Origin of the sequence: Dyella solisilvae (genome assembly GCF_003351225.1) — a bacterium.
Classification (GTDB): domain Bacteria; phylum Pseudomonadota; class Gammaproteobacteria; order Xanthomonadales; family Rhodanobacteraceae; genus Dyella; species Dyella solisilvae.
The window spans coordinates 339,743-363,491 of the sequence record NZ_QQSY01000001.1 but is presented as its reverse complement, the minus strand read 5'-3'; the positions used below and the strand labels follow the sequence as shown (position 1 = coordinate 363,491).

The 23,749-nt window shown below is 65.5% G+C and carries 16 protein-coding genes; 13 read left to right on the top strand and 3 right to left on the bottom strand.

The annotated features are described in order from the left end of the window. Window positions 1-262 precede the first annotated feature (262 nt). The 11 genes from DVT68_RS01565 (at window position 263) to DVT68_RS01515 (ending at window position 17,002) form a co-directional block, all read left to right on the top strand. Complete coding sequence (locus DVT68_RS01565; protein ID WP_114823308.1) at window positions 263-1,048, top strand: SDR family NAD(P)-dependent oxidoreductase; 786 nt, start codon at window positions 263-265, stop codon at window positions 1,046-1,048. Window positions 1,049-1,451: 403 nt separating this feature from the next. Further along, window positions 1,452-2,114: a hypothetical protein gene (locus tag DVT68_RS01560; RefSeq protein WP_114823307.1), complete on the top strand. Its 663-nt coding sequence runs from the start codon at window positions 1,452-1,454 to the stop codon at window positions 2,112-2,114. 528 nt (window positions 2,115-2,642) lie between these two features. Then, window positions 2,643-4,892 carry a cellulose biosynthesis cyclic di-GMP-binding regulatory protein BcsB gene (gene bcsB, locus DVT68_RS01555; protein ID WP_114823306.1) on the top strand — a complete coding sequence of 750 codons (2,250 nt, stop codon included), beginning with the start codon at window positions 2,643-2,645 and terminating at the stop codon, window positions 4,890-4,892. A gap of 3 nt (window positions 4,893-4,895) precedes the next feature. Further along, the gene (gene bcsZ, locus DVT68_RS01550) at window positions 4,896-6,080 is read left to right on the top strand and encodes a cellulose synthase complex periplasmic endoglucanase BcsZ (protein ID WP_114823305.1); all 1,185 of its coding nucleotides are present in this window, start codon (window positions 4,896-4,898) and stop codon (window positions 6,078-6,080) included. Beyond that, window positions 6,062-9,841: a cellulose biosynthesis protein BcsC gene (locus DVT68_RS01545; RefSeq protein ID WP_114823304.1), complete on the top strand. Its 3,780-nt coding sequence runs from the start codon at window positions 6,062-6,064 to the stop codon at window positions 9,839-9,841. The genes bcsZ and DVT68_RS01545 overlap by 19 nt, the downstream gene beginning before the upstream one ends. Window positions 9,842-9,870: 29 nt before the next feature. After that, window positions 9,871-11,640 carry a cellulose biosynthesis protein BcsE gene (gene bcsE, locus DVT68_RS01540; protein ID WP_114823303.1) on the top strand — a complete coding sequence of 590 codons (1,770 nt, stop codon included), beginning with the start codon at window positions 9,871-9,873 and terminating at the stop codon, window positions 11,638-11,640. Then, a complete protein-coding gene (locus DVT68_RS01535; RefSeq protein WP_233523313.1) occupies window positions 11,640-11,849 on the top strand; it encodes a hypothetical protein in 210 nt (69 codons plus the stop codon). Before bcsE ends, DVT68_RS01535 begins: the two co-directional genes overlap by 1 nt. Further along, the gene (bcsQ, locus tag DVT68_RS01530) at window positions 11,846-12,649 is read left to right on the top strand and encodes a cellulose biosynthesis protein BcsQ (protein ID WP_114823302.1); all 804 of its coding nucleotides are present in this window, start codon (window positions 11,846-11,848) and stop codon (window positions 12,647-12,649) included. Before DVT68_RS01535 ends, bcsQ begins: the two co-directional genes overlap by 4 nt. Continuing rightward, window positions 12,646-15,213 (top strand): UDP-forming cellulose synthase catalytic subunit, encoded by a 2,568-nt coding sequence (bcsA, locus tag DVT68_RS01525; RefSeq protein ID WP_233523312.1) that lies wholly within the window; start codon window positions 12,646-12,648, stop codon window positions 15,211-15,213. The genes bcsQ and bcsA overlap by 4 nt, the downstream gene beginning before the upstream one ends. Window positions 15,214-15,224: 11 nt before the next feature. After that, entirely contained in the window at window positions 15,225-16,811 is a 1,587-nt protein-coding gene (bcsG, locus tag DVT68_RS01520) for a cellulose biosynthesis protein BcsG (RefSeq protein ID WP_114823301.1), read from the top strand. Then, a complete protein-coding gene (locus DVT68_RS01515; protein ID WP_114823300.1) occupies window positions 16,811-17,002 on the top strand; it encodes a BcsR/BcsP family cellulose biosynthesis protein in 192 nt (63 codons plus the stop codon). Before bcsG ends, DVT68_RS01515 begins: the two co-directional genes overlap by 1 nt. A 36-nt stretch (window positions 17,003-17,038) precedes the next feature. Here DVT68_RS01515 and DVT68_RS01510 read toward each other — a convergent pair whose 3' ends face one another. Then, complete coding sequence (locus tag DVT68_RS01510) at window positions 17,039-18,781, bottom strand: GGDEF domain-containing protein (RefSeq protein ID WP_114823299.1); 1,743 nt, start codon at window positions 18,779-18,781, stop codon at window positions 17,039-17,041. 375 nt (window positions 18,782-19,156) lie between these two features. On the opposite strand from DVT68_RS01510, the gene DVT68_RS01505 reads away from it, so the two are divergent. Together DVT68_RS01505 and DVT68_RS20515 are read left to right on the top strand one after the other, a co-directional pair. Further along, window positions 19,157-19,729 carry a GNAT family N-acetyltransferase gene (locus DVT68_RS01505; RefSeq protein ID WP_114823298.1) on the top strand — a complete coding sequence of 191 codons (573 nt, stop codon included), beginning with the start codon at window positions 19,157-19,159 and terminating at the stop codon, window positions 19,727-19,729. 91 nt (window positions 19,730-19,820) lie between these two features. Beyond that, window positions 19,821-20,201 carry a phosphate acetyl/acyltransferase gene (locus DVT68_RS20515; protein WP_199535940.1) on the top strand — a complete coding sequence of 127 codons (381 nt, stop codon included), beginning with the start codon at window positions 19,821-19,823 and terminating at the stop codon, window positions 20,199-20,201. A 28-nt stretch (window positions 20,202-20,229) separates the two neighbouring features. On the opposite strand, the gene pflA is transcribed toward DVT68_RS20515, so the two are convergent. Both pflA and pflB read right to left on the bottom strand, forming a co-directional pair. Further along, window positions 20,230-21,087: a pyruvate formate-lyase-activating protein gene (gene pflA, locus DVT68_RS01495; protein ID WP_114823297.1), complete on the bottom strand. Its 858-nt coding sequence runs from the start codon at window positions 21,085-21,087 to the stop codon at window positions 20,230-20,232. Between the two features lie 9 nt (window positions 21,088-21,096). Then, window positions 21,097-23,352 (bottom strand): formate C-acetyltransferase, encoded by a 2,256-nt coding sequence (gene pflB, locus DVT68_RS01490; protein ID WP_114823296.1) that lies wholly within the window; start codon window positions 23,350-23,352, stop codon window positions 21,097-21,099. Window positions 23,353-23,749 lie beyond the last annotated feature (397 nt).

Below are 23,749 nucleotides of genomic sequence, written 5' to 3'. Positions count from 1 at the left end.
TGGACCGGTGTTGTAGTGAACTATAACACCATATCCGAGGCCGTCAATAGGGAAGAGGCGAATTTCGCAACATGACTGATGGCCTATAAGGCTGAACGGGATGCCGGGCGGCCGCGTTCCGGATCCTGCTGAAGATGGTCCTCCGCCCAGCCGCATCCCGGCAGGGTGGCCCATCAGCCATCGCGGGTGACAGGCATCACCTCACATCGCCCGGGTGGACGCCGTGCTTCAATCAAAGCCGTCTCCCGCGAGGATGTAGTGGATGGATGTCGGACTTCAGGGGCGCGTAGCGGTCATTACCGGCGCCAGCAAGGGCATTGGCCTGGCATGCGCATTCGCGTTCGCGCGGGAAGGGGCCAGGGTCGTGGGCATCTCGCGCGAACTGACGCACCTGCATGCCGCGCAACATGACCTGGCGCGTGAGGGTCTGCACATGGATGTGGCCGCCGCCGACCTGAGCGACAGCGTGGCCGCGCAGATGGTCGTCGAGTACATCGAGAACGAGTTCGGCGCGATCGGCGTGCTGGTCAATTGCGCCGGCGCTGCGCGTCGCACGCCGGTCCACGAGCTGCACGCCGACGCCATGCAGGCGTCGATGCAGGCGAAATACTTCACCTACATGCACATGATCGACCCGGTGATCCGCCGCATGGCCTTGCGCGGCCACGGCAGCATCGTCAGCGTGGTCGGGCAGGGCGGTCGTCAGGCGAATCCTCTGCATATTGGCGGCGGCGCCGCCAACGCGGCGCTGATGCTCGCTTCAGTGGGTTACGCCAATGCGTACGCGTCGAAGGGCGTGCGCGTGAATGTGATCAATCCGGGCCTCACTCGAACCGGGCGTTTACAGGAAGGGCTTGCGGCCGCTTCGCGCGCCAGTGGTCGGCCGGTGGATGAACTGCTCGCCGAGCAGCTCGCGGAAATCCCGATGGGCCGCCTGGCCGAACCCGGCGAGATCGCGAGCGTGGCGGTGTTCCTCGCCTCGCCGCTCGCCAGCTATGTCACCGGCGCGGTGATTCCCATGGATGGCGGCAAGGCCAGCGTGATCTGAGTCGAGGCGACCGGGCTCGATCCGCTTGAATGGCGCCGAGCGCGGCGTCGCGCGGGCAACGCCGTCAAGCGCTGCGTGCCGGCTCGCTCTCGGCGTGAAGCTTCATGGCATGTCGGCGGGTGGATGGTCGGAGCCCGCGATTCCAGCGAAGTAAACGTTGGTGCAATGCCGCCGGAATAGCCGGTGCACGCCCCGGCATTTATCGGAATTTTCCTAAAGATCGCGCCGGAGTGAGCGGGCAACATGCCTGCCTCCAGCCCGATGGCCTTGTCGTCGCTTCGCGACATCAGGCGTCGGCTGCCATCGACCCGACTCATCAACCTTGCACGCATGTGCTCGTGCGGTCGGGGCTGCATCACTCCTGGCCATCACCCGGCACGAACATTAACCGCGGAGGGAGCCTATGCCGATATGCATCGGACAAGGCGACGACGCCAAATTAATCCTGCTCGATCGTTATCGCATCGCGCCCGTCGAATACAGCGCTGCGCCGGCGCGCGATTTCATCAGCTGCTTTTGCGGGGCGCCCATTGCCCAGGGACATCCGTTCCACCTGTTTCGTGCGATGCCACGGGCAAGCGGCATGCAGGTCGACCTGTGCTACGCGGAGGCCACCTGCGCCAGCCGGTTGTATGCGCTGGCCGGCGATGCGGCCATCCGCCCGGCATGGTTCCGCGACCCGCTCGACGTGCTCGCAGTGGACCGGTTTCGGCTGATGCGTGGCGCCGATGAGCTTGAAACGGACGATGCAGGCATGTCGCCGCTCAATCGGGAGGCCAGCCTGGTGGTGACGCTGCTGCTGCGGTGGGTGCCGCCGCGCGCGGGTTCGCTCGCCGAATCGCTGGGCGTGCGCTTGCACGAACATCCCGCGATCGATCTCGACGATTGGGACCTGCGTGCGCTCAACACCACCGTCAATCGTTGCGCCGCCAGTGTCGGCGGCGACCTTGAAGGCCTCATGCACGGCCTGGTGCGCCGCTTCCGGCTCGAGCGCATGCCGGGGCGCCTGTACTGTCCGTTGATCAGGCACGCGCTGGCCGGCGCACACGCGCACAGTTACATCTGATCGCCACGCCGCCAGTCGTGCGGCGGAGAGGCGATGCGTCGCAGGTTGCTTCGGTCGGCGTAGCCAACGGGCCACGCTCGCGCACACGAAAACGGGCCTCCCGGTTCACGTTTCCTTTATGCCGATTTCTTTAATCGTCTCCCCCACGTGTCGATGTCCTGGCCAGGGGCGGCTGCTGCATGGCCAGAGATTCCATGCCCGGATGGCATGCAGTGTGTGACAGCTCCTTGAGGATGGATCGATGAGGGCTTTCTGCGGCGACTATTCCTTGCACGCTATCGACCACCTGCATCGTTGGATGTTCGGTCGGCGTGTTGCATGTGTGTGGGCGCGCGTGGGAGGCGCATGTCGCGCGCCGCGTCATCAGGGGACCAGCGATCGAGGTGCGTTGGACGAGAGATGAGGGCGCGATCGCGGATCCTTCGCGATCCGTCACGTCCGCGACATTCCATTCTTTACCCAAGGCAACATTCCATGCGGCGACCTCCTCAGGTGTGTTTGGGCTTACTGCTCTTGGGTAGCTGGCTGATGCTGCTGGCTGGTGTGGCGTTTGCCGAGGATGCGACGCGCGTGCACGTTGCACAGGCGCCTGCCGCCGCGGCGACGGTGGCGCAGCCTCTGCCTGCCGGTGAGGTTGCTGCGCCGGCGGAGGGCGTGCCCGGCCAGAGTCGTGACCTGACGTTGAAGCAGATGGGGAGCTACGGTCCGATCAAGCTGCGCGGCCAGGACCCCAACGGCGTCATGAATGTGGCCGTGCGCAACGACGAAGTGGTGACCGCCGCACGACTCAGGCTCGTCTACACCTATTCCCCCGCACTGGTGTTTGAACTCTCTCACTTGAAGGTCCTGCTCAATGGTGAGGTGATCACCACGGTGCCCATGGACAAGGCGACGGCGGGGCAGTCGGTGACACGCGTCATCGATCTCGATCCGCGGTTGTTCACCGACTTCAACCGCATCACCGTGCAGATGATTGCGCACTACACGCTTGAGCATTGCGAGGACCCCTACCACTCGTCGCTGTGGACGGACATCAGTCCCGAGACCACGCTCACCCTGACCACCAGCGATATCGCGTTGCCCAACAACCTGGCGCTATTGCCGGCGCCGTTCTTCGATCGACGCGACAACCGGCGCGTGACCGTGCCCTTCGTTCTGCCGGCGCATGCCGATGTGCCGATGCTGCGCGCGGCTGGCGTGGTGTCCTCGTGGCTCGGCGCTCTTGCCGCGTATCGCGGCGCGCGTTTTCCAGTGACGAACACGCCGCCGGCCGATGCCCATGCCATCGCGTTCGCGCTGCCCAACGCGCAGCCGGCCGGGATTCGACTCGGGGAGATCAAGGGCCCGACCGTGATGATCATGCCCAACCCCGCCAGCCCGCCAGAGTCGGGACGCAAGCTGCTGGTCATCGCCGGCCGCGACGTCAAGGAACTGCAGTTGGCCGCGGACGCGCTGGTGCTTGGGCAGATCGGCATGTCGGGCGACCGGGCCATCATCAACAAGGTGGACCTGGGCTCGCCACGGAGGCCTTATGACGCGCCGAACTGGGCGCCAGTGAATCGCCCGGTGCAGTTCAAGGAGCTGGTCACCGATCCACTGCAACTGGAGGCGTCGGGGTTCAATCCGACGGCTATCCGCGTCGACATGCGCCTGCCGCCCGACCTGTTCGCCTGGGCGCGCCACAGCGTGCCGCTGGATGTCCACTTTCGCTACACCGCGCCGTCGACCGTCAATGACTCGGTGCTCAATGTGGGCGTCAACGACCAGCTATTGCGCTCGCTGCGCCTGCGTCCGGCCAGCACCACGGGCGCCGACCGACAGTTCAACGTGCCGTTGTTGTCGGGCTCGGAGGCGCACGGTGAGGAAGAGATTCGCGTGCCCTCGCTGCGTATCGGCAGCACCAATCAGTTCCAGTTCCAGTTCCACCTGGATTCGCAGAAGACCGGTCTGTGCGCTTCGGCCGCCACCGACAGTGCACGCGCTGCGATCGATCCCGATTCGAGCATCGACTTCAGCCAGTTCGTGCACTACACGACGATGCCGAACCTGACCTTCTTCGCCAACAGCGGATTTCCGTTCACCCGACTGGCGGACCTGGCTGAAACCGCCGTGGTGATCCCCGATGCGCCGGACGCGAACGAGGACGAAGCGCTGCTCACCATGCTGGGGCAGATGGGGCGCTGGAGCGGGTTGCCCGCCTTGCGCGTCGAGTTGGTCCCCGCCAGCGCGGTGGACAGCGTGCGTGGCCGTGACCTGCTGGTGATCGGTACCGGCTCGGCGGGCGAGCTGTTGGCGAAGTGGGGCAAGCCGCTGCCGATGCTGATCCAGCGCAGCGAGAACGACCTGTCGGTGCGCGGGGCATCCAATGCGCGGGGCGGCTTCGCCAAAGGTTCGCCGGGGCGCGCCAGCATGGACGTGAATGGTCCCACCGCAGCTTTCGTGGGCTTTCAGTCACCCTACGCCACGGACAGGAGCGTGGTGGCCCTGGCGGCCAATGCGTCCAGCCGGCTCGACGACCTGCTCGATGTGCTGGGCGATGACGCCAGGGTGGCCCAGGTGCAGGGCGATCTCACGGTGGTGCGTGGGAAGACGGTCGCCAGCCTGACCGTGGGCGACACGTATTACGTGGGCCATTTGCCGTGGTACGCGTGGGTCTGGGTGCGCATCTCCAAGTACCCCGCACTGATGGCGCTGGCTGGCATCCTGGCGGGCCTGTTCGTGGCGCTCACGGTGTTCTGGGCGCTGGGCCGTCTCGCTGCGCGCCGGCTGGAAAGGTGATGCATGCGAGGCGTGCTGATTCCGTTGCTTCGGACCGTGCTGGTGGCTGCGGTGGTCATGGGCGGACCGGTGGTGCGGGCCGCTACGTGTGACTGGCCCGACTGGCGGCAGTTCAAGCAGGCGATGGTCAGCAGCGACGGGCGCGTGATCGACGCCAGCACCCCGCAACAGGTCACCGTGTCCGAAGGGCAGGCCTATGCGTTGTTCTTCGCGCTGGTCGCCAATGATCGCGCCACCTTCGATCGTGTATTGACCTGGACGCAGAACAACCTCGCCCAGGGCGACTTGACTGCGCATCTGCCGGCGTGGATCTGGGGGCGGCTCGACAGCAAGGCGGCCAAGGATGGCGCCGGCGGCAAAGAGCCGGGCTGGGGCGTGCTGGATGCCAACCCGGCGTCCGACGCCGACCTGTGGATTGCCTATTCGCTGCTGGAAGCGGGAAGGCTGTGGTGCGAGCGCAGCTATACCGCGCTGGGCACCTTGCTGGCGCGGAACATCCTCGACCACGAAACCGCCGTGCTGCCCGATTTGGGGCGCACCCTGCTGCCTGGATCAGTCGGCTTCCATCCGCAGGACGACCTGTGGCGGCTCAATCCCAGCTATGTTCCGCTGCAGGTGATCCAGCGCATGGCCACCGCCTTGCCCGCACAGGCGGAGTGGAAGGAGTTGCGCGGAAGTTCGAAGCGGCTGGTGACTGAGACCGCCCCGCACGGGTTCTCTCCTGACTGGGTGTTGTTCCGGCGCGGTCACGGCTTTCTCCCCGATGAGCAGACAAAGGCGGAGAGCGCGTACAACGCGATTCGCGTCTATCTGTGGGCCGGCACGCTGGCGCAAGACGCGCCCGATCGCGCGGGTGTGTTGCCGACTTTCCAGCCGCTGGCTGACTTCGTGGCGGCGCACGGCTATCCGCCCGAACGCGTGGACACGCAGACCGGCACCGCGGGAAGCAACGCGGGTAACGCCGGCTTTTCCGCCGCGGTGGCGCCGTACCTGGCCGCGCTGGGCCGCAACGATCTGGCGCAGGCGCAGACGCAGCGCACGCGCACGTTGGCGCAGCAGCAGCCGTTGGGCTACTACAGCAGCGTGCTGGCGCTGTTCGGCCTTGGTTACCTCGACGGCTTGTACCGCTTCAACGCGGACGGCGCCGTCGTTCCCGCCTGGACCACCACGTGTCCCGCGACGCACTGACCGCCATCTTCGCGCCCGGCGCCGTGCTGCTGATCGCGGCTAGCGTGCCCGTGATCGCGCAGGCGCAGGCGGCCGAACCCAGTCCGCAGACCAGGATGTTGCTGGATTCGGCGCGCGTGTGGATGGGTAAGAACCGGCCGGACATGGCGCGCGGCATCGTGGAGAAGGCGCTGCTGAGCAACCCCACGCAACCGGACGCGCTGGCGATGCTGGGCGAGATCGAACTGCGCTCAAACAAGCCGGCAGAAGCGGGCAAGGTGCTGCGGCAGTTGCAGAGTCTCTACCCCCATCATCCGGCGACGATGCGACTCGCCGATGCCTATCGCCTGGCGACCAGCGACAAGAACGCTCTGGCCCAGGCGCGCCTGCTGTTGCGCGCCGGCAAGTCTGACGAAGCCTGGCATCAGATGCAGGCGTTGTTTCCACACGGCGCGCCGAGCGGTGATCTGGCCGGAGACTATTACCGCGCCATGGCCGCCTCGACCGGTGGCCGCGACCGCGCGCTGGCCGAGTTGCGCGCGCGTATCGCGAAGGATCCCGATGATCTCAACCTCGCGCTGGTACTGGCCGACCTGCTCACCGATCGCGGCGGGACGCGCATCGAGGGCTTGCAGATCATCTATCGCGTTTATCAGCGGCAGGACGGTGACCACGCGCGTGCACTCGACATGTGGCGGCGCGCGCTCAACAGCGCCGGAAGCGATGACCCGGCGTACTACGTCTGGTACCAGCGTTATCTCAAGGAAGTGCCCGACGACGACAACGCCAAGCAGGCGCTTGCGGCGTTGGCCAAGAAAGGCGGCGCCACGTATGTCGCGCCACCGCCGGGCGCTTCGGCCGGCGCGGCGTCGTCGCCACCGTCTCCCACGGCGCGGCGAGGGCAGGCGCTGGGCGAGCAGGGCCTGACCCTGATGCGCGCCGGTCGCCACGACGAGGCGCGCGCGTTGTTTGCCCAAGCGCTGAAGCTCGACCCGGACGATGCCTCGAAGTGGCGCGGCCTGATGGAGACGTCCGCGTTCTGGGGCGCCTTGGCGAAAGCGCGCGAGGCCAACGCACAGGGTCATCCCGAACAGGGCGAGGCGCTGGCGCGCGACGCGCTGCGTCAACAGCCGAACCAGCCGGACGCCAACAAGGTGCTGGCCGCGTCGCTGATCGCCCAGGAAAAGTGGAGCCAGGCGGAAGCGGTGCTGCGCCCGATGGTCAATGCCGCGCAGCCCGACGTGGATGCGCTCGGATTGCTGGCCAAGGTGATGATCGCCACCCATCGCACCGACGAGATGGAGCCACTGATCGACAAGGTGGAGCAACACTACGCCGGCGGCGGCGAGTCGACCGCGTCGCTGCGGGCAGAGCTGCTTTCCATCGATGCCGACGTGCTGATTTCCGAGGGAAAGCGCGGCGCCGCCGTGCTCAAGCTGGAGCAGGCGGTGCGGCTGACGCCGAAGGACGCCTGGCTGCGCTACACGCTGGCTCGGCAGTATCGCGACCTTGCGCTGCCGGAGATGGGGCGGTCCGTGATGGAGGATGGGATACGGACCGCGCCTTCACCCGATATGCGCTATGCCACCGCGCTCTATCTGAATTCGCTGGATGACATCGATGGCGCGACGGCGGTGCTGGCGCAGGTGCCCGACGCCGATCGCTCCCAGGGCATGCGCGAGCTGGCGGTCAATCTCAAGGCGCAACGTGAGCTGCGCGACGTGCGGCAGCTGGTGGCCCAGGGCAGGCGGCAGGAAGCGAGCGAGGCGCTGGATCGCATTGCCGTGGAAGTGCGCGATGACCCGCAGATGCTGGCCACCGTGGCCAGCCAGTGGATTGCGCTGGGCGAGCCCGACAAGGGCCTGAAGCTGGTGCGCGACTGGCTCGATGCGCACCCCGGGGATCCTGCGATCGATGTGCGCCTGCGCTATGGCGAGCTGCTCTCATCGGCCAACCGCGATGATGAGTTGCGCGCCTGGATTGCCGACGCGCGTACGCGTCCCGGCGTCACCACCGAGCAGCAGGCCCGCTTCGACGACCAGCTGCTGCGACTCTCGCTGCGCACTGCGGGGCGTCAGGTCGCCGCGGGTGACCTGCGCGGGGCTGAGCACACGCTGGATGCCGTTCCCGCTGCGCAACAGGCCGATCGCCGCTGGCTGCTGGCGCAGGCCGATCTGCGTGAGGCGCGGCGCGATTATCGCGGCGCGGAGGAGTCGGCGCGCAAGGTGCTCGCCACCCATCCAGGCGATGCCGATGCGCGCCTGACCATCGCCCGCATGCAGGCTCACCTGGGCCAACGCAAGGCTGCGGAGCAAACCGTGCGCGATGTGCTGGCCGATACGCCAGGAAGCGACGTGGACACGCGGCTGGCCATCGCGCGACGACTGACCGCCCTCGGGCGCAACGATGAAGCGGTCGCGGTGGTCGACCCGTTGCGGGCGCAGTACCCCGATCGTTCCGATGTCACGCTGCAGAGTGGACGCATCGCGCAGGCGCAGGGTGATTTCAATAGCGCCGCGCAGCTCTACCGCACCGCGCTCGGGCAGGAACAAGCCGAAGGCGAGTTGCCGAGTGCGGACGATGGCCTCACCTCCGCCGGGCGCGCCATGCAGGGGCTGGAAGATCGGCGCCAGGGCCAGGTGGCCACAGGCATCGTGCAGTCCAACGAGTCCGGCAGCGCTGGCATGTCGCGCCTGTACGCGACCGAGGCGCCGATCTACGTGCGCATTCCCGACGGCTACACCGGCCACTACTTCTTTCACGCCGATACGGTGTTGCTGAGCGCCGGTACCCTGCCGGCCGAACATTTCGACCCGTCCTACGAGTTCGGCCAGATCGCCGCGCTCGGCAACGCCGGCCTGCCATCGATCGACCAGACCGACCGCGGCGTGGCGTTGGCCGCGGGCTACGACTTCAATGGCGCGGCGAACAGCTGGCGTGCGGATATCGGCACGTCTCCGGTGGGGTTCACCGTCACCAACGTGCTGGGTGGCTTCCAGTATCGCCACGACTTTTTCGACTCCTCGCTCAGCCTGGATGTTTCGCGCCGGCCGATCACCAGCAGCCTGGTGTCCTATGCCGGGGCGCGGGATCCGATATCCGGCGAAACCTGGGGCGGCGTAGTGCGTAGCGGCGCCTCCGTGCGCGGGGCCAAGGACATCTGGAACATCACCGTGTTCGCTTCGGTGGGCTATGGCCTGGAGACCGGGCGCAACACCGAGGACAACCACGATTTCAAGATACGCACCGGTTTCGACTGGCCAGCAATCCAGCGGCCCGACCAGCGATTCACCACCGGCCTGGTCCTCAACTACTGGCACTACGACAACAACCAGCACTTCTACACGTTCGGCAACGGTGGCTACTACAGCCCGCAGAAATACGTGTCGCTGAGCATTCCCCTGGACTGGACCGGGCGCCACGGGCGCTGGTCGTGGGAACTGGAGGGCTCGGTGGGCGAGTCCAGGACGCGTGAGGACGATGCGCCTTACTTTCCCACCCGCCCGGACCTGCAGCAGGCCGCCGTGGTGCGACTGGCGGCGGCCGACCTGGGGGCCCCCATCTTCGGCAATGGCAACGGCGGCGGATTCAGCTACACGGTCGCCGGCGCGCTGGAATATCGCCTAGCCCCGCACTGGGTGATGGGCACGCGCTTCAAGCTCGATCGTTCACACGATTACGCCCCCAACCTTGGCACGATCTACCTGCGCTACTTCTTCGATCGGCAACGAATGCCGGTGCCGTACCCGCCCGATCCGGTCCAGCCGTATTCCACCTACTGACCGGATCACAGCCACCTGGGACGACCGCCGTGACGAACGAGCCTGAGCAGACCAACCAACAACAGCAGCGCCGTTTCGCGCCAGCACGGTTGCGGCTGAACCAGTCGCTGTCCATCGACGGCCTGCCGCCGTCGCTGGCGGCGCTGGCCACGGGGCTGGTCTACGCGGTGTACGCGAGCCGCTCGCCAGCGCGCGATGCGTTGTTCTGGAAGACCGCGGTCACTGCGTTGGCGACGCCGGTGACGATCCTTTCCACGCGCACGCCGGAAGAAGTCGCGCTCGCGCTGAAACAGCATGGCCTGGACATCGACGAGCCCGGGGCGGTGCATCCGCGCTCGAACATCTGCTGCCTGCGACTGCCGCCCAATCGCGACGGCTGCGAGGTGTTGATCGAGGCGCTGCAGGCCTTGTCCGACCAGTGCGCGTCGCCCGCGACGCAATTCCTCATTGAAGGCGCGGCGGCGTGCTTCGCCTGGCAGGACCGGGAGACGCTGATCCGGCAGGGGGCGGCCCTGGCGAGCTGGTGCGCGCAGACCCGCCACAGCGTGTTGCTGGTGATGTTGCCGCCACTGGTTGAGCAGGGCGGCGGATTCCTGCCGCTGACCGACTTCCAGATCCGCTTCGGCGGCGCGGCGCAACTGCTGCAGGTGCAAGGCGAGTTCCGCTGGGAGGTCGCGTTCTGGCGCGACAACCGGAACAAGTTGGCCGCCGCGGAATCGATTCCGTTGCGCTTCTCAGCCACCGACCACCGATTGGTGGCGGTGCTGGACGAGGCGAAGGAGCGTACAGGCATGCTGGCGCCCGACGAGAAGACCGTGATGGTGTCCGGTGACGCCGTGCGGAACGAGCGCTCGGTGCCGCGCGATTGGCAAGTGCTGCCCGACAACAGCGCGCTGGTCAAAGCGGCGGGCCACGCGGTGGCCGCCACGGTGATTTTCCATTACGGCATCAACGAAAACCTGGGCAAGCTGGCCAAGCACGTGAACTTCCTGCGCCGCGAGTGCGGCAAGGCGCTGAAGATCCTCATCCGCGAAGACAACGTGAGCATCCGCTACGAGCTGCTGATGCTGAGCCTGGGTGCCAACGCGATCATCCCTCGCAACACCACGCTGGCCCAGGTGGAGGTCCAGGTCGATGGCGTGCAGGGACAACTGTTCTCGCGCCCGGTGCCCGAGGACTATCGCGCGGCGCTGGCCGCGGCCATGCGCGACTCGACCACCGGCTACGTGCCGGCGCAGCGCTTCATCGCCCTGGTGCGCGAGGCGGTGGAGCGCAGTCGCCCCATACGCCTGCCCAACGTGCTGCTGCAGCTGCCGCTGGAACCGGACGTGGCCGGTGTTGATGCGGTGCGGTCCTGCCGCATGAGGCGCGCCGGCGACCTCTGCACGGCCAGCGGCGACAGCGTGTACCTGTTCTTCTTCGCCTGCCATGTGGATTACGCGGGCAAGGCGGCGGTGAAGGTATTCGATCGCCCCCTGTCGGAGCTGTTCCGCGGTGAGCTGCGTTGCGGCGATCGCGACACCATCCTTTCCATGCTTACGACGCTGGAAGACGAGGTGACCGAGCTGCCGCCGCCGGACTATTCGAGCCTGATCGATACAGCGCCATCCCACGTCGCCGTCCCGCTGGAGCCGCAAGCGGACGCCAAGGCCGAAACGTCGCCCGCGGAAGAGCTGGATGGCCTGCCGCTGCCTGGCCTGTCCGATGGGGTGACCGCTGGCTCAGCCAGTGCGGCCGCGGTCGCTGCAGTGCGTCGGCCGCCACGGCCGGCCTCGTTGCCGCTCAAGGCCAGGGGGTGATGGCGATGACGATTTTCGGCGGCTGGTTCATCTGGGGGCTGATCCTGGCGGGGCCGTTGTACTGGCTGGGGTGGCGCCTGCGGGTCAAGTACTGGCTGCCGCGACTGCGCTCGCTGTGGCGGCGCCGCACCGTGCAACTGCCATCGCAACTCGTGCCACTGGTGCTGCTGGGCAAGCGACGTGGCGGAGGCGAGGGCAAGCGCGCATGAAGACCATCGCCATCCTCTCTTCGGTCGGCGGCGCCGGGCGCACCATGCTCACGGCGGCGCTGGCCGGTCTGCTGGCGGTGCGCAAGCACCCTGTGCTTGCGGTGGAGTGTGATCCGGCCAATGTGCTGGGCCTGTATGGCGGCGCCAGCGATCCTCCGCGCCGTGGGCTCGCCAGCTACGTCACGGCGGAAGGCGATGGTGGTGACGCCGCGCTTGAAGGTGAGGATGGCGTGCTGTGGTTGCCCTGGGGCGGCGCCGGTGACGATGGCCGTGGGCCGGATGCCGCGCAGGCGGCGGCCATCGACAGCATCCTGCACGGGCAGCGATTCTGGTTGCGCGACCTGCTGTCCCGCGTGGACCTGCCGGCCAACGGGGTGGTGCTGGTGGATACCGCCGCCTGGCCATCCATACACGCCTCCCAGGCGATCGACGCCGCCCACCTCGTGCTGGTGGTGGTGCCGCCGCAACCGCTGGCGTGCGCCACGCTGCCGCGCTTGCGCGCCGAGTTGGCGGCGCGGAACAAGGCGACGCTCTACGTAGCCAACGCGGTCTCTCCCGCCTTGCAGCTGCACACGGACATTCTCGTGCTGCTGCGCAACCTGCTCGGCGCCACGCTGTCTCCTTATCGCATCCATGCCGACGCCGGCGTCCCCGAGGCGCTCGCCCGCAACGAGAATTTCTGCGTCAGCGCGCCGCATTCGCAGGCGGCGCATGACATGCAGGGCCTGGCCTCGTGGTTGTCCTCCTGGGCGACCTCGGAGGCGCGGCGAACCGTGGCGGCGGCCGGAGGTGCGTCGTGACCCGTGCACAGCCCGCGCAGGCGCTTGCACAATTCAAGCACATGGCGGCGCAGGAACTGGGCGTCGGCGCCGACGCCGGCGGGCGGGTGTGGCTGGTGCGCCTGTTGTTCCGTCCTCCGCGGCCCGGTCAGCGTGACTGGGCGTTGCACTGGTCCAACGCGCTGGCGCGCCATATGCGTGACGAACTGGCGGTGGGCGAGCGCGATGGCATGGGTGTGTGGTTCCGGCGCCTGTTCTTCCGCCCGCGCCGCCGCCGCGTGCGCCTGGCCGCTGACATGCGCAAGATTGGCCAGCGGCGTGGACGGCAGCGTCATTCGCTGCTGAACGGGCGCCTTGCGGCGTGGCTCAAGCCCGTCCATGGCGTGGCCGGCGGGGTGAGCCGCAGGTTGGAGGCCTGGTTGCCCTCGGTGCCCTGGCAAAAGGTGAGCGACCGGGTTGACGGGTGGTCCGCACAGCTCGATCGCATGTCCCACATGAAGACCGTGGTGCTGCTCGCCGCGCTGGTGGCGGCGCTGGTGTTCTGGACCACCCCGCTGCCGTTGTCAGCGCAATTCCAGCTGTTCCTGATGGTGGCTGCGGTGATGATTGTCACGCGGCGCATTCCGGGACGATGGCCGACCATGCTTATGGTGTCGCTGTCGATCCTGATGACCGGTCGCTACATGTGGTGGCGCACCACGCAGACCCTGCATTTCGTCACGCCGGTGGAAGCGATCTTCGGCTACATCCTGTTCTCCGCCGAGATCTACACGTGGGTCGTGTTGTTCTTCGGTTACGCGCAAACCGCCTGGCCGCTGAACCGCCGGCCTGTGCCGCTGCCTGTTGACGTGGCCAGCTGGCCCACCGTGGACGTGTTCATCCCCACCTACAACGAGCCGATGTCGGTGGTGAGTCCGGCGGTGCTGGCGGCCAAGAGCATGGACTGGCCGCGCGACAAACTCCGCGTCTATGTGCTCGACGACGGCACGCGAGAGGAGTTCCATCGTTTTGCGGTCGAGGTGGGGGTGGGCTACATCACGCGCGAGGAACACCGCTCGGCCAAGGCCGGCAACATCAATCACGCTCTGACGCTGACCAGCGGCGAGTACATCGCCATCTTCGATTGCGACCACATCCCGACCCGGTCTTTCCTGCAGACCACCATGGGCGAGTTCCTGCGCGATCCCAAGTGCGCCATCGTGCAGACACCTCACCATTTCTTCTCGCCGGATCCCTTCGAGCGCAATTACGACACCTTCCTGCGCATTCCCAACGAGGGCAGCCTGTTCTACGGACTGATCCAGGACGGCAACGACTTCTGGAACGGGACCTTCTTCTGCGGCTCCTGCGCGGTGATCAAGCGCGGGCCGCTGGAGGAAATCGGCGGCATCGCGGTGGAGACGGTCACGGAGGACGCGCACACCTCGTTGAAGCTGCATCGCCGCGGCTACAACTCTGCCTACCTGCGCATCGTGCAGGCGGCTGGACTGGCTACCGAAAGCCTGTCGGGGCACATCGGCCAGCGCATCCGCTGGGCGCGCGGCATGGCGCAGATCTTCCGCGTCGACAATCCCTGGCGGGGCAAGGGCCTGAGCTTTTTCCAGCGCGTGTGTTACAGCAACGCGATGCTCCATTTCTTCTATGGCGTGCCGCGCCTGATTTTCCTGCTGATGCCGTGCGCCTACCTGTTCTTCGGCCTGCACGTGTTCGCCGCGGATGGCATTTCGGTGATGGCCTATGTGATGCCGTACCTGTTCATCGCGGGCATGGCGAACTCGCGCATCCAGGGCCAGTATCGTCATTCGTTCTGGGCGGAGGTCTATGAGTCCGTACTTGCCTGGTACACCGTGCTGCCGACCACCATTGCCTTCATCAATCCGAAGAAGGGCAAGTTCAATGTGACGGCCAAGGGCGGCCTGATCGAGGAGGAGTACCTCGACTGGACGGTGTCCAAGCCGTACGTGTGGCTGCTTGGCATCAACATCCTGGCCATGCTGGCCGGCGTGGTGCGCATCTTCACCACGCAGCGCGACGAGCCGACCACGGTGTTGATGAACATGTTCTGGGGCATGTTCAACGTGGCCATGCTGGGCGCCGCGGTCGGCGTGGCCAAGGAATCGCGACAGGTGCGCGTGGCGCATCACGTGCCATTGCGGGTGCCGGCCACGCTGATCCTGTCAGATGGCAAGACCGTCGCCTGCCATACCGAGAACTACTCGACCGGCGGCCTGGGCATCGTGCTTCCGGTCGAGTTCAAGCTCGAGCGCGGGCAGGCGATCGGCGTGAGCCTGTCGCGCGGCTCGATGGACTATTACTTCCGCGCTGTGGTGGCGCGCTGCAGCGGCGCCCACCTCGGCCTGAAATTCGAGGACTGGTCGTATGAAAAGGAGCGGCAGCTGATCCAGTGCACTTTCGGCCGTGCCGACGCGTGGATACGTTGGGACCAGGAATATGTGCCCGATGCGCCGCTGCGCAGCTTCCTCGAGGTGATCGACATGGGCTACCAGGGTGTTCTCAGGCTGTTCGACGCCTGCCTGGATGCGGTCGACGCCATCTTTGTCCGCCGACCGCGCCAGCCGGGCTGATGGGATAAGCCATGGGACTGTGGAATCTCTACTTCATCGTCAAGATCTACCTGGCCTTTACCGGCAAGCTGATGCCGGTCTGGTGGCTCAACATACTGTTCGCGCTGGTGCTGATCGTGCCGCTGCACAAGCGCTGGCAACGCAACCTGCGGCTGGGCCTGGCGCTGGCGGCGGGCGCCGCGCTGATGTATCACGAGGCGGACGTGCCGCCGATCGGCTATGTGCTGAAGCAACTCTCGGGCCTCGCCGGGTTTTCGCCTGCCTATCTGCTGGAACTGGCGAGGCGCGTGTTCAAGCCGGCGATGGTGTATATCCCGGTGATCGCGCTGTTGGTTTACGCGGTGATCAATCGCTGGGTGCGAGTGAGCACGTTCGTCCTGCTCGCGCTGCTGGTTGCGCCGATGTGGCAGGGCGTCGACACGCTGATCGCCAAGGCCGCTTCACCGTCCGGCAACGGCGCCAATGCCCAGGCCGGCGCCAACGTGGGCAACGCGGGCGCCAACGCGACCACGGGCACATGGGACCAGCAGCTTGCCGCCTTCCGCGACGCCGAAAAGGCCCGGCATGTCGCGTTCTTCCCGATGGACAAGGATGCCAGCGCGCAGTTCGACATCATCGTCGTCCATATCTGTTCGCTGTCATGGGATGACCTGGATGTCGTCAACATGACCAACAATCCCTTGTTCAGCCGCTTCGACTACCTCTTCAAGAACTTCAGCAGTGCGGCCAGCTACAGCGGTCCGGCCGCGATCCGCGTGCTGCGCGCGTCCTGCGGCCAGCAGGCGCACAAGGATCTCTACAATCCAGCGCCGCAGGACTGCCATCTGTTCGCCGACCTGGCGGCGGCTGGCTACGATGTGCAGCTGCTGTTGAACCACGACGGGCGCTTCGACAATTTCCGCGGCGAGGTCGACAAGGAAATCGGCGTACCTGGCCTGCAGCCGCCATCGAATGAAGGCCTGAATCCCGAGCTGAAGGCGTTCGATGGCTCGGTCATCGTCGGCGACTACGACGTGCTGGCGCGGTGGTACCAAGGTCGGCTCGCCAAGGGTGGCGGCCCGGTGGCCCTGTACTACAACACCGTGACCTTGCACGACGGCAACAAGGTGCCCAGCAACCCCAACCTGACCAGCCTGCAGTCCTATCCGATCCGCCTGAACATGTTGTTGAACGATGTCGACCGGCTGATCAACGTGGTGTCGCAATCCGGTCGCAAGGCGGTGCTGGTGTTCGTGCCCGAGCACGGCGCCGCACTGCGCGGCGATGCCGGCCAGGTCTCCGGCCTGCGGGAAATACCGACACCACGCATCGTGCGCGTGCCCGTCGGCATCAAGCTGATCGGCCTGCCGCAGGACAAGTCGGCGCAGGGCCATACCGTGGTGATCGACGCGCCGACCAGCTACCTGGCGCTCGCCCAGTTGCTTTCCAACCTGATCGCCAAGAGTCCCTTCAAGGCCGGAGCGCAGCCGCTGCCGCAGTACGCCGCCGACCTCCCGCAGACGCGCCTGGTGGGAGAGAACGAGCAGACACTGACGATGAGCACGCCCACGGGCTATGTGGTGCATACGCCTGATGGCGTGTGGATGGAGGGCAAGTGATGAACGGAGCACACGGCGAGCAGGACATGCTGCCGAACGACATCGACGCGTACGCGCAGCATGTGGACGGGATCGACCCGGCGCGGTACCTCGACAGCCAGGCGCAGGAGGTCTGGCTGGCGGCCCGGCGGCGCTGGCCGCTGCTGGATGCGGTTTTGCATCCGACAGAGCGTCGGACCAGCGGTTCCTGAGGTCGGCTGCCGTTTGATCCGTCCGCGCTCGCGGCATCAGGCGAGGGCGCCTTCCTCGATGCGGTCGCGGCCATTGTTCTTGGCCTGGTAGAGCAGGTCATCCGCCGCACGCAGCAAATCGGCGATATCGATCGGGTGAGTCAATGGCGCCGACGCGACGCCGAAGCTCGCCGTGAAACCGAAGGATTCGCCACTGGCGGCGACGACAGTCTGCTGGCGCAACCCCTGTTGCAGCCTTTGCGCCAATTCGCGTGCCTGCTCCGGCCTGCGCACGCGGAGCAGGATGGCGAACTCCTCGCCGCCCAGCCGGCCCACCACATCCTCCGAACGGCAGGTTTCGCGGCAGAGATTGGCCAGCTGGACCAGCACGCGATCGCCGGTTTCGTGTCCGTAGGTGTCGTTGACCCGCTTGAAGCGGTCGATGTCGAGCATGATCACCGCCGCATAGGCGTCGCCGCCGCGCTGGTCCGACAACAGGACCTTGGCGCGGCTCTCGAAGGCGCGTCGATTCAGCAGGCCGGTGAGTGGGTCGGTCTCCGCCATGATCTGGAGTTCGCCGATCAGCCGATCGCGCTCCTGTTCGAGCTCCACCTTTTCCTCGCTGATGTTCTTGAGCACGCCGACGGAGCCGAACAGGTCGTTGACCTCACCGGCGTAACGATGCTCCGGCACGGCGACCGACAGGTCACCCGATGCGATAGCCAGAATCAGTCGTCGGGCCTCCACGAAAGGCTGCACGATCTTCTTGCGAAAGCGCTGGAGCTGAAGCTCCAGCAAGATCGAAAGCGTCAACGCCAGCGCGCTGGTGCCGAGCAAAAGCGCCAGGTGCCAACGCAGGCTATGGCGGATTTCATCATCGGCCAGTGACAGGTCGTGATCACGGAAGCGGATGATCAGGCCGATATGCGGCGTGTAATGAGCAGCCAGTTCCAGGGGGCTGACATCGGCGCCGCCGGGACGGGATGCCAGCGCCCGCAACTGCTCGATATATGCAATGCCCTCGCTCAGGTAGCCCTGGTTCAGCTCGGCAAAGTCTTTTCGCAATGCGTAGGGCGTGCCCTGGAGGCTGGGCCCGATCAGCATGCGCAACTGTTCGATCTTGCCCAACGTCTGGCCAATGCCGAAGGTTTCGTCTGCGGTCAATGCCCGGTGTTCGACCAACGCCGGAACGAACTGCCCGCCCAGCTTGCCGGCATGTTCACGCAGCAAGGCCGCCAGGCGTGCCGCCAATAGATAGTTCTGTACATCGGCATTTTCCCTCACCACGCCCGTGGCGCTGGTGTCGGCCATGGACGCGAGCTTGGGAATGACGCTCACCAGGCGGTCGAATCCCCGCATGGCGTCTTCGGCTATGCGTTGGGCGCGGGGCAGGCGGCCGATGGCGTCCAGTTCATGACGCGCGTCGTGGATCGTAGCCTTCACGCTGGTCATCGGGGCCGCCAGGGACGCACAGGTCTGGCAACTGGGGTCGTTCAGTCCGACGTCGAGTTCCGCCAGGCTCGCATCCGTCGCTTGCCTGGCCGCATCCAGTTCTGTCGTGTAGCCGCCAAGGGCCAGGTGATAGAGCATCGGCAGGCGTTCACCGGAGATGTTCGACATGGTCTGCAAGGCCGCTTGCAGCACGACGAATTCGCGTTGGGCCTGGCGCGCATCCCGGTAGCCGATCCATTGCTCGGCGATGATGAGCAGCAGCAGGAGCAGGACCACGCCGTAGAAGGTGAGGACGATATGCCGGAACCGCCGGTTGATGGATTCGCTGGCCGACGAGTTGAAATTCATGGCAGCGGAGCGCCCTCAAAGAGTCTGACCGGATGACGGGCCGCCGCAGGGACGCGGCCCGACGGCGGGTGAGGCGAACAGACAGCACTTAGCTTCCTCGCCATGGCAGTGTTTTTAAGGTGAATTTTCAGTTGGTCGCGGCGACAGGGAAGAGGTCGCATGAGCAGGGCTGACTACGCGCTCGGACCCGCGGTGGCCTGGAATCCGTTCCCTGGCGGCCTCCGACGCTAGACAGGGCTTTGAGTCATGCCTTGCTAGCATCGACCCGGTGTCGGATGGGGTGGGGGACTTGTCCATCCGTGATAACGAACCGCGTGTAACTCCGGCTTGTTGGAGCTTCGCAGGAAGGCGACCCATGGTCGTTCGAGGTTGAACATGCTGCATGACGATATGGATGGCTGGAAGCGTCCCAATCTCCTGACCTTGCGCGATGGTCGGACGGTCACCGTGCGAGAGATCTGCCCCGAAGACAAAGACATGCTCGACGTCGCCTTCGAGCGGCTTTGCAAGGAGGCGCGATATTCACGCTTCTTCGCCACCGTGCGGGACGTGCCCGATGACATCCTGCATCCAAGGGCGCCCGGCGCGCATGCCCATGTCGTGGCGCTGGTCGCGCTCAGTGGAAAAGGAGAGGCCCAGGTGATGGCGGGGGGAGCCCGCTACGTGACGGATGCCCGCGGTGAAACCTGCGAATTCGCTGTCACGGTGGCCGACGACTGGCATGGCCTCGGACTTGCACGACAGCTCATGGAGACCCTTATTGGCATCGCTCGCTCGCGGCGCGTCCGTCGCATGGAGGGCACGGTCTTGTCCTCCAACACGAGCATGCGGGGTCTGGCGAAACGCTTGGGTTTCAAAGACGGCCCGTACCCGGATGACTATTCGCTACGCACCGTGAGCCTCGACCTCAATCAGTGCGACGACCGCCAGGCGCTTCGTCCAGAGTGACATATGGCGCGACGCGCCAGATGGCGGCGTTGCGTGGCAGTTTCACCGACCGCTGCTGGTTGGCGTCGACTTCACGATGAAGAAGAGATGCTTGCGCGATTGCGCGATTGCGCGATTGCGCGATTTCGCGATGCCGGATGGCCGTCTATCCGTTCCCCTGATCCACCGACGAGGCGATTCGATGGAAGCAGCTCATGCGAAGTACCAGCGTCTGATCGAACGCTGCCAGTCGCTGCCACCGACGCCGACGGCCGTTGCCCATCCTTGCGATGAATCGTCCCTGATGGGCGCCATGGAAGCCGCCAGGCTGGGATTGATCTCACCCACCCTGGTCGGCCCGCTGGAACGCATCAGGGCCGTCGCAGCCAGCACCGGCGCCGATCTTTCCAGGGTCGCCACGTGTTGGCCCGCACCTGACATCGGGAATGCCTTGTCAGCGCGATCACCGGTTGCGGTCCAGGCCGCCCCTTGAGAAATCCAGTTTGCTGGTTCTCATGACATCAGAAGACGGTCAATCCCCTGTCGCGGAACTGCTTGCGGACGCGCTCGGTGAGTTCGGGGCTAGGTCCCTCGTGATCCTTCAGCGTGTAATCCAGCCCAAGTTCCCGCCACTTGTCGCTCCCCATCTGATGAAAGCGCAGGATCTCCACGCGTTCCAGCGACTTCAATCCGGCGCAAATATCGGCGACCCGCTCGACGTTGTCGTAGCCGTCCGTGAGGCCGGGCACCAGCACGAAGCGGACCCACATGGGGCGGCCGAGCGACGACAGTCGGTGCGCGTAGTCGAGGGTGGGTTGCAGGGGCTGCCGCGTCACCTTCTCGTAGATATCCGGATCGCCTGACTTGATGTCGAGCAGGTTCAGGTCGATGTCCATCAGGTCCTCATCGGTGAAACGCTCGCCAAGGCGGCCCGATGTATCCATGCAGGTATGCAGGCCAAGCTCCTTGCAGCGCCGGAAGATGCGCAGGGCGAACGGCCGCTGGACCATGGGCTCGCCGCCGGAGAGGGTGATCCCTCCGCGGCACACCTTCAGGACATGCGCGTATTTGGCGACTTCTTCCATCGCGCGCGACACCGTCACCGGGTACCCGTTTCGCTTATGCCAGGTATCGGGGTTGTGGCAGTACTGGCACCTGAGCAGGCATCCGGAAAGAAAGGCGACGAAGCGAATTCCCGGCCCGTCGACCGTGCTGCCTATCTCGTAGGAATGCACGTAGCCAACGAGATCGTCCTGTTCCGGCGTCTCTTCTATGTCGGCGGGGTGCACGGCAAAGTAGTCGTGCACGACCTCGCTTTCCCTTGCGCCCTCGCTGTCGATGCGCAGCTCGTAGCGGCTGCCGACCAGTGGATCGCTCATGGCAAGTGCCTAGATGGCGCCATGGAAGGTGCGATGGATCACGTCAAGCTGTTGTTCGCGTGTGAGCCGGACGAAGTTCACCGCGTATCCCGATACCCTGATGGTGAGTTGCGGATACTTGTCCGGATGCTCCATCGCGTCCTCCAGGGTTTCCCTGTTCAGAACGTTGACGTTGACGTGGAAGCCGCCACTGGAAAAATAGGCATCCAGCGCATCGACGCCACGCGTAATGCGGTCTTCATCCAATCCCAGCGCCGACGGGACCACCGATATGGTCAGCGAGATTCCGTCCTCGGCATCGTCATAGGGAATCTTGGCAACCGACATCAGTGCGGCCAGCGCGCCGTGGGTGTCCTTTCCATTGGCGGGGTTGGCGCCGGGTGCAAACGGTTCGCCCTTCTTTCTTCCATCCGGGGTATTGCCCGTGGCCTTGCCATACACGACGTTGGAGGTGATGGTGAGCACCGACTGCGTATGCACGGCGCCGCGATAGCTCGGGTACATGCGGATCTTGTTCATCATCATCGACACGAGCATCTTCGCCATGTCGTCGGCGCGATCGTCATTGTTGCCGTAGCAGGGGAAGTCTCCCTCGACGTGGAAGTCGACGATGATGCCGCGATCGTCCCTTTCAGGGTGCACCTTGGCGTATTTGATCGCCGACAGGCTGTCCGCCGCGTGGGAGAGACCGGCGATGCCGCAGGCCATGGTGCGCAGGACGTCACGGTCGTGCAGCGCCATTTCGATGGCCTCATAACAGTACTTGTCATGCATGTAGTGGATGACATTGAGCGCATTCACGTAGGTCTTGGCCAGCCAGTCCATCATGGGATCGAGGCGTTCCATCACCTCTTCGAACTTGAGGACATCACCGGTAACCGGCGCGAGATTGGGGCCCACCTGTTGGCCGGTCACCTCGTCGCGCCCGCCATTGAGCGCGTAGAGGAGGGTCTTGGGGAGATTGACGCGGGCGCCGAAAAACTGCATCTGCTTGCCGACACGCATGGCCGAAACGCAACAGGCGATGGCGCAGTCATCGCCCCACTTGGGCCGCATGAGGTCGTCCGACTCGTACTGGATCGAGCTGGTGTCGATGGATGCCTTGACGGCGAACCGCTTGAAACCATCCGGTAGCCGGGGCGACCAGAACACTGTGAGGTTGGGTTCGGGCGCCGGGCCGAGGTTGTAAAGGGTATTGAGCATGCGGAACGCGGTCTTGGTGACGAGCGTGCGCCCATCCTCGCCATTGCCACCGATGACTTCGGTGACCCAGACCGGATCGCCCGAGAACAGCTGGTTGTATTCCGGGGCGCGCAGGAACCGCACGATGCGCCACTTGATCACCAGGTCATCGATGATCTCCTGTGCCTGCGTCTCGGTCAGCGTTCCGTCGCGCAAGTCGCGCTCAAAGTAGATGTCGAAGAACGTGGAAAGACGGCCCGCGGACATCGCGGCGCCATTCTGTTGCTTGATGGCGGCGAGATAACCAAAGTAGGTCCACTGGACGGCTTCCCTGGCACTCGTGGCGGGCCCCGAGATGTCGTAGCCATAACGCGACGCCATTTCCTTGAGCTCCTTGAGCGAGCGCAGCTGCTCGGCTAGCTCTTCGCGAAGACGGATCACTTCTTCGGTGGAGTGCCGGTCGTCCAGTTCGTGCTTTTCGCGTTCCTTGTCCGACATCAGGAAGTCGACGCCGTAGAGGGCGACCCTTCGGTAGTCGCCGATGATGCGGCCGCGGCCATAGGCGTCCGGCAGACCGGTCACGACGCCGGACGAACGCGCCTTGCGAATATCCGGGGTATAGGCGTCGAACACACCGTCGTTGTGCGTCTTTCGATACTTGGTGAAGATTTCGCCGAGCGCGGGGTCCGGCGTGCGCCCGTACGACTCCAGGCTCGCCGCCACCACGCGCCAACCGCCGAACGGCATGATGGCGCGCTTCAGCGGTTCATCGGTCTGCAGGCCAACGATGATCTCGTTGGCCTTGTCGATGTAACCGGGAGCGTGCGCGAGGATGCCGGAGGGTATCTGCGAGACATCGAGAATGCCCTTGGCGCGTTCTTCCGCGAGCAGTGGTTGCAGCGTCTTCCAGATGCCGCCCGTACGTTCGGTGGCGCCCTGGAGGAAGGCGGCGTCGCCTTCGTAGGGTGTGTAATTGCGTTGAATGAATTCGCGGACATTGACGCGCTCCTGCCAGGAGCCCGGAGCAAAGCCGCGCCAGGCGCCGCTTTTGCGCTCGCCCTGTACGTACGCTGCGGTGGCCATATGAATCCCTTTGGGAATGTGCCTTGAGGGCTCGAAGTCTCCCCGGAGTGGCGCCATGACTGGCGTCTGCGTTGCGCGGCCCGAGATCTGCATCCTTTCAGCCAGCGCACGATTGTTCGGCAGGAAACATGTCCAGATACTGCTGCGCGCCATGCCAGTGGCGATCTCTGGCATTGACCAGACCCGCGGACGCCACTCGCGTACGGGGCCGCGACCGGAGCCGTGCGATCAACGCATTCTCCGGCGACACGCACGCGCGGGCGCGGCTCATCGCCAACTCCCAAAGCTGCGCCAGTGTTCCTAAAGGGGCTGTGAAAGATGGAGCGTGTTGGATCGTCAGCGGCTTGCCGCGGTTACGCCGTAATCATTCTGTAGCCGACCCCTGGATACCCCACTG